This window comes from Planctomycetia bacterium, assembly GCA_021413845.1.
Lineage (GTDB): Bacteria > Planctomycetota > Planctomycetia > Pirellulales > PNKZ01 > PNKZ01.
Map to the genome: position 1 here is coordinate 1 of JAIOPP010000105.1, position 15,121 is coordinate 15,121.

12 protein-coding genes and 1 pseudogene are annotated in these 15,121 nt (G+C 60.5%); 10 read left to right on the plus strand and 3 right to left on the minus strand.

Annotated elements, in window-relative coordinates:
- Positions 1 to 851: DUF3500 domain-containing protein (locus K8U03_19455; protein ID MCE9607067.1), on the plus strand; the 851-nt coding region annotated here is incomplete at its 5' end.
- A 238-nt stretch (positions 852 to 1,089) separates the two neighbouring features.
- A pseudogene (locus K8U03_19460) lies at positions 1,090 to 1,629 on the plus strand (DJ-1/PfpI family protein).
- Between the two features lie 839 nt (positions 1,630 to 2,468).
- Here the strand turns inward: K8U03_19460 and K8U03_19465 are convergent.
- Positions 2,469 to 2,873 carry a DUF2177 family protein gene (locus K8U03_19465; protein ID MCE9607068.1) on the minus strand — a complete coding sequence of 135 codons (405 nt, stop codon included), beginning with the start codon at positions 2,871 to 2,873 and terminating at the stop codon, positions 2,469 to 2,471.
- 42 nt (positions 2,874 to 2,915) lie between these two features.
- Positions 2,916 to 3,815 (minus strand): B12-binding domain-containing protein, encoded by a 900-nt coding sequence (locus tag K8U03_19470; GenBank protein ID MCE9607069.1) that lies wholly within the window; start codon positions 3,813 to 3,815, stop codon positions 2,916 to 2,918.
- A gap of 156 nt (positions 3,816 to 3,971) precedes the next feature.
- Here K8U03_19470 and K8U03_19475 point away from each other — a divergent pair, with 156 nt between their 5' ends.
- Genes K8U03_19475 through K8U03_19495 form a run of 5 tightly spaced genes read left to right on the plus strand, consistent with a single transcriptional unit; the run spans position 3,972 to position 9,324 of the window.
- A complete protein-coding gene (locus tag K8U03_19475) occupies positions 3,972 to 5,282 on the plus strand; it encodes an FAD-dependent oxidoreductase (GenBank protein MCE9607070.1) in 1,311 nt (436 codons plus the stop codon).
- Positions 5,279 to 6,124 (plus strand): DUF1365 domain-containing protein, encoded by an 846-nt coding sequence (locus K8U03_19480; protein MCE9607071.1) that lies wholly within the window; start codon positions 5,279 to 5,281, stop codon positions 6,122 to 6,124. The genes K8U03_19475 and K8U03_19480 overlap by 4 nt, the downstream gene beginning before the upstream one ends.
- Positions 6,121 to 7,464, plus strand: coding sequence for a cyclopropane-fatty-acyl-phospholipid synthase family protein (locus tag K8U03_19485; protein ID MCE9607072.1), 1,344 nt, complete (start codon positions 6,121 to 6,123; stop codon positions 7,462 to 7,464). Before K8U03_19480 ends, K8U03_19485 begins: the two co-directional genes overlap by 4 nt.
- Entirely contained in the window at positions 7,461 to 8,504 is a 1,044-nt protein-coding gene (locus K8U03_19490; GenBank protein MCE9607073.1) for a class I SAM-dependent methyltransferase, read from the plus strand. The genes K8U03_19485 and K8U03_19490 overlap by 4 nt, the downstream gene beginning before the upstream one ends.
- Positions 8,505 to 8,538: 34 nt before the next feature.
- On the plus strand, positions 8,539 to 9,324 hold the full coding sequence (locus K8U03_19495; protein MCE9607074.1) for a DUF1295 domain-containing protein: 786 nt from the start codon (positions 8,539 to 8,541) through the stop codon (positions 9,322 to 9,324).
- Positions 9,325 to 9,631: 307 nt separating this feature from the next.
- Here K8U03_19495 and K8U03_19500 read toward each other — a convergent pair whose 3' ends face one another.
- On the minus strand, positions 9,632 to 10,399 hold the full coding sequence (locus K8U03_19500) for a helix-turn-helix domain-containing protein (protein MCE9607075.1): 768 nt from the start codon (positions 10,397 to 10,399) through the stop codon (positions 9,632 to 9,634).
- A 164-nt stretch (positions 10,400 to 10,563) separates the two neighbouring features.
- Between K8U03_19500 and K8U03_19505 the strand changes: the two genes are divergently transcribed.
- From K8U03_19505 to K8U03_19515, 3 genes are all read left to right on the plus strand, one after another.
- Positions 10,564 to 13,053, plus strand: coding sequence for a DUF6288 domain-containing protein (locus K8U03_19505; GenBank protein ID MCE9607076.1), 2,490 nt, complete (start codon positions 10,564 to 10,566; stop codon positions 13,051 to 13,053).
- Positions 13,054 to 13,149: 96 nt separating this feature from the next.
- A complete protein-coding gene (locus K8U03_19510) occupies positions 13,150 to 14,403 on the plus strand; it encodes a sialate O-acetylesterase (GenBank protein ID MCE9607077.1) in 1,254 nt (417 codons plus the stop codon).
- 43 nt (positions 14,404 to 14,446) lie between these two features.
- The coding region (locus K8U03_19515) for a mandelate racemase (protein ID MCE9607078.1) at positions 14,447 to 15,121 on the plus strand (675 nt) is incomplete at its 3' end.

Genomic DNA, 15,121 nt, shown 5'->3' on the forward strand with positions numbered 1-15,121 from the left:
ACTTCATTCCGAAGCCGACGCGCAAAGGCCTGCAGATTCGTGAGATGGATCAGGCTCAGCGTAAGGCGGCGCTCGCCCTGTTGCGGGCCTCGCTCAGCCAGACCGGTTACGACAAAGCCGCGAAGATCATGGAGCTCGAGCTGCTGCTGGCCGAACTTGAGAAGACCCGCGTCGGTGGTCCGCTGCGCGATGCCGAGCGGTATTACTTCACCGTGTTCGACAAGCCGACGGCCGCCGGTCGTTGGGGGCTCAGCATCGAAGGGCATCACCTGTCGTTGAGCTTCGTGGTCGACGCCGGCCGTGTGGTGAGTTCGACGCCGACCGTGTACGCCACGAACCCGGCGATCGTGAAGGCGAGCGCCGTGCCGCAGATCAAAGTCGGCACGCGCGTGCTGGCCCTCGAAGAGACGCTGGCGTTCGACCTGTTGCGCTCGCTCACCGCCGAGCAGCGGAAGGGAGCGATCATCGCCGAGAAGGCTCCGGCCGAAATTCGCGCCGCCGGCGAACCACAGCCGCCGCAAGACGCGGCCGTCGGTTTGGACGCCGCCCAGTTGACCGCGGAGCAAGCTAAGACGTTGCGCCAGTTGCTCGCCGTCTATGCCGGGAACCTGCCGGAAGACGTGGCCGAGGCGCGGTTGTCGGCGATTGATCGGGCCGGCTTTGAGAAGATCAAGTTCGCCTGGGCCGGCGCCGATACCGAAGGAATCGGCCACTACTATCGCGTGCAGGGCCCGACCTTCTTGATCGAGTTCGTCAACGTCCAGCCCGACGCGGCAGGCAACCCGGCGAATCACATCCACTCGATCTGGCGTGACATGGCCGGCGACTTCGCAATCGCCGTCAAGAAGTAGACTAACCCGGTTCAACAACGGCCGCCCACGCCGTGATGCGGATGAAGCAAATGTCTCGACGCGACACGATTCTAACTTCCGTTGTTGCTGTTGGAATGTCATCGGAGCAGATGGAGTGCAGACTATAGCCCAGCAGCCGAAGGAAGATGCGAGTATCCCCGCTCAGGATAAGCCGAAAACGATAGGTGTTCTTCTCTTCCCTCGCTTTGAGACCCTAGAAGTCTTCGGGCCGGTCGAGATGTGGGGCAGCATGCCGGACTATGCAATCGCGATGGTTTCCGAGCACGGTGGATCCTCGTCTCCGCTCAAGGCGTAGAGCCCATCACGAGGCACTCGTTCGAGAATGCTACTCCGTTCGAGATTCTGATGGTTCCCGGCGGTGCGGGAACTCGCGTCGAAGTCGATAACGCCGTACTACTCGACTTTCTCCGCAAGCAAGATGAGAAGACGGAGTGGACGGCATCGGTGTGCACGGGCGCGGCCCTACTCGCTCGACCGGACTGCTCGATGGCCGTAGGGCGACGACGAATAAGCGAGCCTACGCCTGGGCGACAAGCCAATCGAAAGCCGTGCGCGTTGGGTCGTCGACGAAAAATACATCACCTCTTCGGGCGTCTCCGCCGGCATGGACATGGCGCGGGGTCTCGTCGAGTCCATCTACGGCAGATCTGCCGCCGAACGGAAAGCACTGGAAGCGGAGTACGTTTGGAACAGTGATCCCGGCAATGATCTTTTCGCTGAGCCTGAGTCCTTCGACGGGAGTCGAAAGAACCCATAGGCTGGATAGGTACGCATCATCCAAGTTGATTATCGAAATGCGCACTAGCGATCGCTTCAAAATCCATACGGCGTTGCGCCACCTGTCGCTTCGTCAATACGCGTTTTTCTCGAAAGAAAATGAGAGTCGACGAAAGAGATTGAAATAGTCCAAGTGCGGTATGGAATCACATCGTCCTTCGAGAAAAAGCGTGGTTTTTCCCGTGTTTCAGAACGAAAATTCGGGAACTAAAGGTCGCGAGTTTCGATTTTTTCGCAAGCTCTTTCTGACCAACGGCTTAACCGTCATCGTCGAAGCGACGCCATATCTCTGATACGCCTTTCACGACGCGCGACGGCGAACGAGCGACCTGGAATTGCGGCACGATCTTGTTCCGACGTGTCCGCGTGTGGATAGATTGCAGTGTCGGTATCGCGTTCACGATCGCTTACGCCGTTCGCCCTGGCTGGAAACATTCCACCGGATCGTCGGAAGGATCGTTGAGAACTATTTGAGACCCACCGGGACCTGTCACAGCATCTTCGGTCCGGAAGGTAACTCCAGTTGCTCGTAGCGTCGCGAATTCAGCAGCAAGGTCGATCACCTCCAAGATTGCACTCTTGCGATGTCATTTCCAAGCTCGCCCCGATTGTTGGGACCGAACACTTCGGTAGTTTGCGGCAGGCGCTGAGTAGTGTCGACTTGTTCATCGAGCGACACCTCGGCGTCGTCACGGTCGAGCTCATGGCAAGATTATGTCAACTGCGACGCAAGCGAGCCACGCTAAGCCCATGGGGCCGAAAGATTCGCGGTGAACCGAGCCTGTCCGAGCGACGGCTGCGATTGGGATCGCCAAGTGCTCATGACCACCATGGGGCGCTCCAGCGCATGACTGCTCCCAGAACTCCGCACAGCGTCGTCCCCCAAGCGATGTCAGCCAGTGTCATACGGAGCGTCCACTTTTCGAGGATCGCGAGATTCGTCAGGTCGTAGACGCCATACAGAACCAGTCCGAAAAGTGCCGCGCGACCGACTGCGCTCGGCCAAGTCGCATCGCTCGCCGGAGACGCGAAGATCACTAGGCCCGTCGGGATCAAAAGGTACACGACCAGCGCGGCCCCCCAGCGCGGTGCCAAGCCCCCGGCCTGTCTTCTCGCCAAGTCGCCGAGTTCGCGCGCGTAAAAGTCTTTCATGATCAGTCCGAGCCAGACCAGATCGAGCAGCAGACAAATCGGCACCACGATCACCAGCAACTTCCAAGTCATGATCGTCGTCTCCCGAGCTTGAAAAACGAATCGTAAGAATCGTCAACGATGCTGGCCGGCAGCCGCCGACTTCGTCCGGCGCGGTCGCTTGCCGATTAAGACCCGAGCCAGCGTTTCAAGCTGCCGCATCGTGTCGCAATACGCCGCGTAGTTCAGCCGTGTTCGCAAACTCTCGTTCAGAGCGCGTCCGCCGACGACGAGCGCCGTGCGCCGTCGTTCGCAAGCCTTCGCCAACAAGTCGATATCCGCCACGAATTCATGCTCGTCGGCGACGCTCGAAACGCAGAGACAGAGCACCTCGGGCCGAATCCGCTCGACGGCGCTCGTCAACGACGCCGTCGGAATGTGGTGGCCGAGCGATACCGCATGAAACCCCGCGGTGAGTAAAACCGTTTCGGCCATCGCGGGCGGCAACAAATAGTGGTCACCGTTCAGCGTAGCGCAAAGCGCCGTTCGCGACGACGACGAAGCCGGCAGTAATCGACGCAACTCATACAAGATCCGGATCACGATCTCGCAACCACGCCGCTCCTGGTAGACCTCGGCCTCGCGGCACGACCAGCGCTCACCGATCTCTCGGAACGCACCGGCGATCACTTCATCGCAGATCACGGCAGGCGAGTGATCGGCGACGAAGAGATCGAGGACGATCTGAAGTGCGCGGCGTTCGTCGCCGGCCAACAGGGCCTTCGTGAACTCCGGCCGCAAGCGATGTAGTCCGGCCGCCGAGCGCTCGCGCAATGCCGGCAAACCCAAGACATCCGGTGCGGCGAGCGGTCGTTTCTGCTCCCGTGCGAACTGGAGTAAATCGGACGCAGCAAGTTTGCGATGGCCCCCGGCCGTCCGCACGACCGGAATCAAACCGTCGTCGCACCACCGTTTCAGCGACGATTCGCTGACGCCGAAAGCCCGCGCAGCACGTGAGGGGGAGATCAAATCCATACGCAGATCTGTGAATGTTATGAACGATTTAAAAGCGACGGCCGGACCATATTTCGACAATATACATTGATTTCGCTCGAAAACCCATTATCTTTCATGAACGTTTTGAACGTTTTTAAGAACCAAGTCGCCTCTAGCTTCAATCACAGGCTCGTCGTGAGAATCGCCGTCATCGGGTCGGGAATCGCCGGCCTCACCGCCGCTCACCGCCTCCATGCGGCTCACGACGTGACGGTCCTCGAAGCGGCCGGCCGACCCGGCGGGCATGCTCAGACCGTCGATATCGAGACCCCCGAAGGAGAGCGTCTTGCGCTCGACACGGCGTTTATGGTCTACAATGATCGGACCTATCCTCACTTCGTGCGACTCTTAGCCGAGCTCAACGTCACATCGCGGCCGACCTCGATGAGCTTCAGTGTCAGCGATCCGCACTCGGGTATCGAATACAACGGCGGCTCACTCGGCGGTCTCTTCGCTCAACCGCGAAATCTGTTCCGTCTCGACTTCCTCAAGATGCTGCGCGACATCGCTCGATTCAACCGTGAAGGGCGCACTTATTCGGCCGATTCGATCGGCGCCGTTACTTTGGGTGACTTTCTGGCCGCACGTCGATATGGCCGACAGTTCATCGACCACTACCTCCTGCCGATGGGAGCGGCCATTTGGTCGTGCCCGACGGGGACGTTCGCCGAGTTCTCAATGGAGTTCGTCGTAGCCTTCTTCCGCAACCACGGCCTACTCGACTTGGTCGATCGGCCTACCTGGCGCGTCATCACCGGCGGGTCGCGGACGTATGTCGAGGCAATGGTTCGCGGCTTTCGCGATCGGCTCCGGTTGAACACGCCGGTCGTGTCGGTTCGTCGCAACGCTCTTGACGTCGAGGTTCGGACGGCACACGGCTCCATCGCAAGCTTCGATCATATAGTCTTCGCCTGCCACAGTGATCAAGCTCTTCGCATCCTCGGTTCGGACGCGACAGTGACCGAGCGCGAACTCCTTTCGGCGTTCCCCTATCAGCGCAATTCCGCGGTGCTGCACACCGACGAGAACCTACTTCCCCGCGCACGTCGAGCCCGCGCTTGCTGGAACGTCGGTCTGACCGGCGATCCGAAAGCGCCGGCGGTGACGACCTACGATCTCAACCTCCTGCAAGGGATTCGCTCGGAGCGAACCTACTGCGTCACGCTCAATGCCGACCGACGCATCGACCCAAGATGCGTGCTCGGCACTTTCGAGTATCACCATCCGAATTTCACGGTCGGGAGCCGAGCTGCGCAGGAACGGCACGCCGAATTGATCGATGTGAATCGAACGTCTTTTTGCGGGGCCTATTGGCGCAACGGCTTTCACGAAGACGGAGTCGTCAGCGCCGAGCGTGTGGTTGCGGCCCTCATCCGCTCGCACAACTCCCCGGCCCGGTCAACTCCGCGCATTCCGACGATGGCGTCGACGGAGTTCGCACCATGACGTTCCGGAGTTGTCTTTACGAAGGCGTGGTTCGCCATCGGCACCGTACCGCACAGTCGCATTCGTTTCGCAATCGGCTTTTCATGGTTTACCTCGATCTCGCCGAAGTCGCGCAAGTATTTCGCGACCGCTGGTTCTGGTCCGCGGACGGTCCGAACATCGCTTGGTTTCGTCGAGCCGATCACCTAGGCCCATCCGATCGGCCGCTTGATGAATCCGTGCGTGATTTGGTTGCGGAACGTTTAGATCGTCGCCCATCGGGACCGATTCGGTTGCTCACGCACTTACGCTACTTCGGATTCGTCATGAATCCGATCAGCATCTACTACTGCTACGACGCCGAAGAGCGGCTCGATGCGGTGGTCGCCGACGTGACGAGCACGCCGTGGAACGAACGGCACTGCTATGTGCTCGACGCCCGCCGCACGACGACCGACGCGATCGAGGCTCATGCGAGAAAGGAAATGCACGTCTCGCCGTTTCTGGAAATGAACTACGACTATCGGTTTCGATTTGCCGAGCCTGGAGACAACCTGACGTTCACTGTGGCGAACCTGCGGCACGGTTATACGGATATCGACTTCGACGCGAGCTTGGATCTGCGACGCCGCCCTCTCGACGGCCGCCAAGCGGCGTACGTTTTGCTTCGCTATCCGGCGATGACGGCCCAAGTGTTTTTCAACATATACGCACAAGCTCTCCGCCTGTGGTGGAAACGTGTTCCGTTCGTGCCGCACCCATTTCGCAACGATGTGACACGGAGCGATGACGATCGAAGCGACTACCGTCTCGGCGACAGCGCAACAACGACTCCCGAAGCGAGGTCTGATCTTCCCGTATGATTGAAATCGCTCCGAAACATCGAAACTCTCCTGCTCCGGCGGCTTGGCTCGATCGCTTGGCACGGCGTCTTCTCCTCGACCGAATGAAGAACTTCGATCGGGGTGAGCTTGTTCTACAAGAAGACGGTACGACGACGGGGTGTGGCCGCCGCGACGGTTTGCACGCGACGCTGCGGGTTCACCAGCCACGATTCTTTCGCAGCGCCGTATTCGGCGGAACGCTCGGAATCGCGGAGTCGTATCTACGTGGCGACTGGGATTGCGACGACTTGACCTCGCTGTTTCGCATCAGCTTACGCAACTTCGAAGCGTCGGAACGACTCGATGGTGCGTCGACTCGACTTGCGCGACTCGCGCACCGAATCGTTCATTGGTTGCGCGACAACTCGCCGACGGGGAGTCGGCGAAACATCGCCGCGCACTACGACCTTGGAAACGATTTCTACCGCCTCTGGCTCGATGACACTTTGGCATATTCCGGCGCGGTCTTTACGACGCCCGACGCGGATCTTGCCGCCGCTTCGCAAGAGAAGTTCGATCGAGTATGTCGCAAACTCGACCTTGCTCCGGAAGATCACCTGCTCGAGATCGGCAGCGGCTGGGGAGGTTTCGCGCTGCATGCCGCCGAGAACTACGGCTGTCGAATCACGACGACGACCATCTCCGAGCAGCAGTTCGCCACGGCCCGCGAGCGGTTCGAGCGGTCGACGGTCGGTGATCGGATCGAGCTTCTTCTGCGCGACTACCGTGAACTCAACGGGCGATTCGACAAGCTGGCCTCGATCGAGATGATCGAGGCCGTCGGCTATCACCGCTTCGACGACTATTTTCGTCGCTGCAGCGAGTTGCTCCGGCCCGACGGCACGTTCGTCATTCAGGCGATCGTGATGCCCGAGCGGGGCTATGCTCGGTATCTCAAGTCGGTCGACTTCATCCAGCGTCATGTGTTTCCCGGCGGCTGTTTGCCGACGGTCACCGCGATGTTGGCATCGATCGGACGGACCGGGGATCTGCGTTTCGTGCATGGCGAAGACTTCGCGCCGCATTACGCCGAGACGCTGCGCCGCTGGCGACGATCGTTTCAGGCCAAGCTCGACGAAGTGCGGCGACTCGGTTACCCGGAAGAATTCATTCGCTTGTGGAACTACTATCTGTGCTACTGCGAGGCGTCGTTCGAAGAACGCTACGTCGGCGTCGTCCAGTTGCAATTCGACAAGCCGGAGTGCCGTCGTGATCCGGCGCGATTGAGTACCCGGGCGGCTCGTAGTTCGGCTGATTCCGAGCTATCGCCGGTGCGAGCTTCGAGTCGCTCCGGCGATGAAGCGGCGGTCGGAGAATGAACCTGCTGCAGTTAGGTATCGAGGCCGTCGAGCGAGGCTGGATACCGGACGTCGTCACACGCGCGGCCGTGCGGCGGCTCTGTCGCCGGCGCTTGCATGACGAGATGCTTGCGGTGCGCGATCCGGCCTCTTCGCGCCGAGCAAAGTTTGTCGAGTCGCTGCGAACAGGCCCGATCGCACCGTCGGCGGAGAAGGCCAACGAACAGCACTACACCTTGCCGCCGGAGTTCTTTTCCGAAGTGCTTGGGCCGCATCGGAAATACAGTTGTTGCTATTATTCGCGCGCCGATGCGCCGTTGGCCGAGGCCGAAGAAGAGGCCTTGGCCATTACCGCCGAGCGGGCCGAGTTGGCCGACGGTCAAGAGATTCTCGAGCTCGGTTGCGGGTGGGGGTCATTAACGCTTTGGGCCGCCGCGCGGCTTCCGCATAGTCGGATCACGGCCGTTTCGAATTCCCCCGATCAACGCCGCTTCATCGAACGGCTCGCCGCCGAGCGAGGCTTGCGCAACGTGACGATCGTCACGGCCGACATGAACGATTTCGCCGCCGACCGACGATTCGATCGAGTCGTCTCGGTCGAGATGTTCGAGCACATGCGTAACTACGATCTCCTATTGGAGCGGATCGCCGGTTGGATGCAGCCGACGGGCAAGCTATTCGTACATCTGTTTTGCCATCGCGAGCTTGCGTATCCTTTCGCGGACGAACACGACGACGATTGGATGGGGCGACACTTTTTCGGCGGTGGGATGATGCCGGCCGCCGCAACGCTCACGATGTTCGATCGGCACCTGCGAGTGATGCGGCAACATAGCTGGAGCGGGATGCACTATCAACGTACGGCCGAAGCGTGGCTGACGAACCTCGACATGCGACGCGAGACAGTCGAGCGAATCCTGTCGCAAGTCTACGGCCGCAGCGAAGCGGCCCGTCGGCTTCGACGCTGGCGCGTCTTTTTTTTGGCCGTCGCCGAACTGTTCGGCTACGCCGGCGGCGACGAGTGGTTCGTGTCGCATTACTTGCTGGAACACGCCGGCTGAATAATGCCGACGTCTACAGCCTAGGGAGAGTGCTTTGACGCCACTCGTCACGACCTTACTCACGAACCTCGCAATCACAACTGCAACGATGCTGCTCTTGTGGATCGTCGGCTCGCTACGGCGCGACGTCGGGCTGGTCGACGTCTTCTGGGGGCTAGGCTTCGTCGTTGCCGTTTGGATTGCAGCGGTGATGAACTCGCCGCCGACTTGGCGCGTCGTCTTGGCCGCGATTCTGACGACCGTCTGGGGCGTGCGACTCGCTTGGCATTTGTTGCGGCGCAACTGGGGACGAGACGAGGATCGCCGCTACCATGAGATGCGTAAACGATGGGGTAGCCGGTTCGTTTGGATCAGCCTCGCGACGGTGTTCATTTTGCAAGCGGTCTTGCTGTGGTTCATCTCTTGGCCGTTGCAGGCAATGGCCGTGGCGAACTCCCCGGCTCCGTTCGGCTTGCTCGACGCCCTGGGCGTCGCGCTGTGGCTCGTCGGCCTAGCTTTTGAAGTTATCGGCGATTATCAATTGGCGACGTTCCGCGCCGACCCGCTCAACGTCCAAAGGGTGCTTGATCAAGGATTGTGGCGCTACACGCGACACCCCAACTATTTCGGCGACTTCTGCGTCTGGTGGGGGCTGTTCTGCCTGGCCGGCGCCGGCGGGGCTGCCTGGACGATCGCCTCGCCGATCGTAATGTCGTGGCTGCTGCTAAAGGTTTCCGGCGTCGCGTTGCTTGAGTCGACGATCCGTGAACGACGACCCGAATACGTCGCTTACCAATCTCGCACGAACGCTTTCTTTCCCGGGCCGCCCCAGCCCGACTAAACGGCTCTACGGCAAGTCGTTCACAAACTCGCGAATAAATGATTCGCTCTTAAGTGTTATTCAGAGCCATTGCCGCATTTTTGGTCGGCGTGAATAACGCACTTCGAATCTTCGACGTAGCGCAGGTTATCGTCGCGAAATTGCCGACATCGGCCTGCGGAGCGGAGTGCTCACGCATCTCGATCACATCAACTTGCGTGAAACATACGTCGACCCGACTGGGATCGCGCAGTTGAAAGCGGCGTTGCCGCGGACCGATGTTTTCAAGTAGCGATAAGAACGACCGTAGGCGTCGGGCACCAAGAGATCACGTCGTCCCCAAGCCCGTCGGCGTACCAGTGCTGGAGCCGAAGGCATCGGCACGCTGAATGCGAAACTCGGACGGCGTCATGCCGGTGGCGGATCGGAAGGCGCGTGCGAAGGCGCTGTGGTCGAAGAAGCCGCAGGAGTGGGCGATTTCAGCCACCGATCGATCCGAGTCGCGAAGCATGCGCGACGCCGCCGCGATTCGCGACTTGGTGATGAATTGGCTCGGCGTCAGATCGAAGAGGCGTTTGACGAGGCGAGCCAAGCGTTGAGGCGAGAGCTTCGAGCGACGCGCGAGCGACGCCGGAGTCACGTCGCCGGAGAGACTCTGCTCGAACTCCTCCAGCGCGCCGGCGAAGTCCTTCGGAATCTCGCACGGGTCGAGCGGTGCTCGAACGTCGCGTGAGAAGCCGATGAGGCCGACGATGTCGCCGCCGGCACCGGCGATCGGCAGCTTCGTGGTGAGGCACCAGACCGGATCGTTCGGTCGCTGCCAATGCAGTTCGAGATGATCGATCAGCGGGCGGCCGGTGCGCAAGACCTTCTCGTCTTGCTCCGTGGGAATCCGGCCGAAGTCGCCGGGACAGATATCGCGCGGGCATTTGCCGATCACTTGCGACTTGTTCTTAAGGCCGTGTCGCGCGACCAGCGATTCGTTGACCGCGACATATCGCCCCGCGGCATCTTTCACGAAGAACGCAGCGTCGGGCGAACGGTCGAACAGCTTTTCCAATAGCGCGACGTCGACCTGCGAAACGGGCGAGTGCATGGGCGTTTTCCGCAGAGGCTATGCGCGAATTCACGGTTCGATGCGATTTCCGGCCAAGACGGGTTACGCGGCCCGAGCGAAAATCGGGATAGGGAGATCTATGATACTCTCTCCGGGAAATCACCGTCACCCGACTCCTCACGCGCACGTGCAAAGTGATAAACATGAAGTCGCACCTTTTCGGTCGGTGGAATCTGTGTCTCGCGCTGACGCTGGTTGTCGTCGCCCGTCCGAGCGTCGCCGCGGAGAAGAACGAACGACCGCCCGACCTGACGCAAGATCGCTCGGTCGATCGGAAGCTGACGTACAATCTCGGAGCAACGGGATTGCGCGGCTGGATCTACACCAAGCCGGCGACCTATTTCGACGGCCTGCAAGGTCGAACCACCGCGGCGAGTCGGCAGATCCTCGTGACGCATGTCGGTCCCGCGACGCCGGCCGACGGCGTGCTGCAGGTCGAAGATGTGATCGTCGGCGTCGGCGGCCGGCCGTTTGACGACGATGCGCGAAAGAGCTTCGCCGTGGCGATTCAAGCGGCGGAACAAGAATCCGGCGGCGGCGTTCTCCGGGTTACTCGGTGGCGCGCGGGGAAAACGGAAGAGGTCGAACTCCGCCTCCGCGTCTTAGGGACCTATGCGGCGACGGCCCCATACGACTGCGCGAAATCGAAGAAGATCTACGACGACGCATGCAAGGCGTTGGAGCTGGAGCCGCTTCCCGCCAACTGGCACGGCGCGATCAACGGGCTCGCGCTGCTGGCGACGGGCAACGACGACTATCATCCGCGTTTGCAAAAGCTGGCCTTGGAACTGGCCGACGGGACTCGCAAGCAGCGCCGCGCGTTCGGCACCTGGGAGATCGGTTACAGAAACATCTTTCTCTGCGAATACTACTTGGCGACGAAAGACGAACAGGTCTTGCCCGCGATTCGTGATTTCACCGTGTCGCTCGCCAAAGGGCAGAGCATGTACGGCACCTTCGGGCACGGCTTCGCCGCTCGGACGCCGGAAGGCGATTTGCACGGCTCGGTCCCGCCATACGGCCCGGTGAATCAAGCCGGACTGACGGCGAATCTGGCCATTCTGCTCGGGAAGAAATGCGGCGTGCGCGACGACGAAATCGATCCGGCCATCGAGCGGGCGGCTAATTTCTTCGGCTACTTCGTCGATAAGGGAACCATCCCTTACGGAGAGCATGAGCCGTGGCCGTATCACGACAACAACGGCAAGAGCGCGATGAGCGCCGTGCTGTTCGGAGGGCAAGCCGACAAAGTCGAAGAAGCTCGCTTCTTCGCGAAAATGTGCGTGGCGGCGTATCGAAGTCGTGAATGCGGCCACACCGGCCAGGGCCTTAGCTATCTTTGGGGCGCGCTCGGTGCCGACATCGGCGGACCTGATGCGACTGCGGCCTTCTTCAAGGAAGCGTCGTGGCATTTCGATCTCGTACGCCGGAGCGACGGCTCGTTTACCTACGACGGCGACGAACAATTCGGGCCGGGCCGCACCGACGACGACACGTACTTCGGCAAGAGCGGTTACTACGGCATGAGCCCGAACGCAACTTATGTGCTGACGTACTCGCTCCCCTTAAAGAAGATCACGCTCACCGGCAAAGACGCGAACCCGGCGTGTCGGCTCGGCAAGCAAGAGGTTACTGCGGCGAACGTTTCCGGCCGGTTCGATACGGATCGTAAGACGAAGACCGCTCGGGAGCTCATGACCGCCTTCGGCGATTGGTCGCCGGTCGTGCGAGGCTGGGCGGCGGAAGAACTTGCGGCCCGTCCAGAAGCTCGGAACTTGATCCCCGAGTTGATCGTGATGGCGGAAGGGCCGGATCGGCATTTGCAGCAAGGAGCCTGCGAAACGCTTGGCTTATTGAAAGCCAAAGAAGCGCTTCCGGTGTTGATCCGGCTGCTCTCGCACGAAGACCGCTGGTTGCGGTTCAAGGCGGCGCAGGGAATCCGCAAGTTCGGAGTCGAGGCGAAGCCGGCGATTCCCGACATTCTCAGGGCCGTTGCGAAAACGGCGGAGCCCTTGAAGCCGATTCATTGGGACGACCCCATTCAACTGACGCACGGACAATTGGCCGCCGGGCTATTTACCGGCCCTATGGCGGACGCTCTCAAGGGCTCCGATGCCGCGTTGCTATACCCCGCGATTCGCGCCGTGGCCACGAATGCCGACGGCATGGCGCGTGCCAAGCTACGCGGCTTCTTCGAGAACAAATTGTCGCTCGACGACGTTCGCGCCTTAGCTCCCGACATCTACGCGGCCGTGAAAACACCGAGCCCCGCCGACACGATGTTCGGCAACGAGATTCGCATGGGAGGCTTCAAGGCCTTGGCCAAATACAACTTTAAGGAAGGGATCGAAGTCGGCGTTTTGTTCGCGAAGACGCAAGGAGGACACGGCAGCGAAAACCGCACCGGCGAGATCATGAAAGAGATCGCCAAATTCGGTTCCGCCGCCAAGCCCGCAATTCCCGAGCTGCGGGAACTCATCGCGGACTTCAATGCCCAATGTAAGCGCGGCGAGTTTCCGAGCGGAGAACTGAACGATCGTCGCGTCGGCGCGGTGGAAGCGGCCATCCGATCGATCGAGGCTGCGACGGAGCATCCCGAGCTTCGCAGTATCGTGCCGGCGGCTGCTCCGTGAAGTCGTGAAAAGCGTAACCGAATCGAAGGCCCTGCTCGAACATTTCTAAACTGCCGACCGCAGCCACCAGGTCTAGCACCGCACTAGGACATGAATATGAAACGAATGCCGAAACTGACTTACTCACTGTTCGTATTTCTTGTCGCCGCCATTCCCGCTGCGACGCAGGCTAAGCCGTTGCGGGTCTTTATTCTGGCCGGGCAGTCCAATATGGAAGGCCATGCTAAGATCGATACCTTTGATTACATCGGAGATGATCCGGCGACGGCGCCGCTTCTGAAGCAGATGCGCGGCGCGGATGGCAAACCGAGTGTGTGTGATCATGTCTGGATCTCCTACTTCACAGGCAGCGGCGAAAACAACGGCGAAGGCTTCGGCAAGCTCACCGCAGGTTACGGCTCGCGGCAGAAACCCGATCAAGACGGCGGCAAAATCGGTCCGGAGTTCACGTTCGGCCTGACGCTCGACAAGGCGCTCGACGAGCCCGTCTTGATCATCAAGACCGCGTGGGGCGGGAAAAGCCTGCACACCGACTTCCGTCCGCCAAGCGCAGGACCGTATCAGCTCAACGACTACCAGAAGAAGCTCTATTACGGTCCTCCAGGTCACGGGATACCCAAAGACATCGATCAGTGGCTCGTCGATAAGCAGCGGGAAACCGGACACTACTACCGGCTGATGGTCGAGCACGTGAAAAAAGTGCTCGCCGACCCGAAGCGCGTGGTGCCGAATTACGACGCAACACAGGGCTACGAGTTGGCGGGTTTCGTATGGCTGCAAGGTTGGAACGACATGGTGGACGGACACACGTATCCCGCGCACGGCAAGCCCGGCCGCTTCGACGTCTACAGCGAATTGCTAGCGCACTTCATCCGCGATGTGCGGCGCGACGTGGGTGCGCCGAAGATGCCGTTCGTCATCGGCGTGATGGGGGTCGACGGCGCGAAGGCGAATCCCGATATCGTGGAGTTTCGCAAGGCAATGTCGGCCCCGGCGGCGCTGCCGGAATTTCAAGGCAACGTGGTCGCCGTGCAGACCGCGCCGTTCTGGTCGGAGGAGCTCGGCGACATCGACAAGAAGTACGGAGAGGTGCGGCAGATGCGCCACTACCTCGACTCGAAGCATAAAAACTATGCCAACGCCGAGGGCAAGATGACGGATGAGCAGAAGCGCGAACACATGAAGAAGTTCGAGGCCGAGCTGATCTCACCGGCCGAAGTCGCGCTATGGAAACGGGGAGCTTCCAATGCCGGTTACCACTACCTCGGCTGCGCGAAGACTTTCGCCCTGATGGGCCGCGCATTCGCCGAGGCCACGCGCTCGATGATGAACGACCGGCAATCGCGCTGAGGAATCATTCACTAAGCCCATTCGCAGAATAGGTTCGCTCACCATGAAGATCGCACGCATCTTTGCTCATCGTGTCGAGCTGCCGTTGGTTGAAGGCTCGTACAAATGGTCCGGCGGGAAGTCGGTATCGGTCTTCGATAGCACGATCGTCGGCGTTGAAACCGAATGTGGCTTAGTCGGCTACGGCGAGGTCTGTCCGCTCGGGCCGTTTTATCTTCCGGCCTATGCGGAAGGAGTACGTGCCGGACTTCGCGAACTCGGTCCGCATCTGCTGGGCTTCGATCCGCGCGAGCCGGCGACGCTCAACCATCGAATGGATGCTGCGCTCAAGGGCCATCCTTACGTCAAATCGGGAATCGACATCGCCTGCTGGGATATTCTCGGTAAGGCGACGCAACTGCCGGTTTGCACGCTGCTCGGCGGCCGTTTCGGCGAAAACGTCCGGCTCTATCGCGCCATCTCGCAACAAGCGCCCGACGAGATGGCTAAGAACGTGCAAATGTATCGCGAGCAAGGCTACACCCGGTTTCAGTTGAAAGTCGGTGGCGATCCGGATACCGACATCGAACGGATTCGGGCCGTGCGTGCGATGCTGAAGCCGACCGATCGACTCGTCGCCGACGCCAACACCGGCTGGACGCAGCACGAAGCGATGCGCGTCGTTCGGGCCGTACAAGACGTCGATGTCTACATCGAGCAACCCTGCCTGACGTACGAA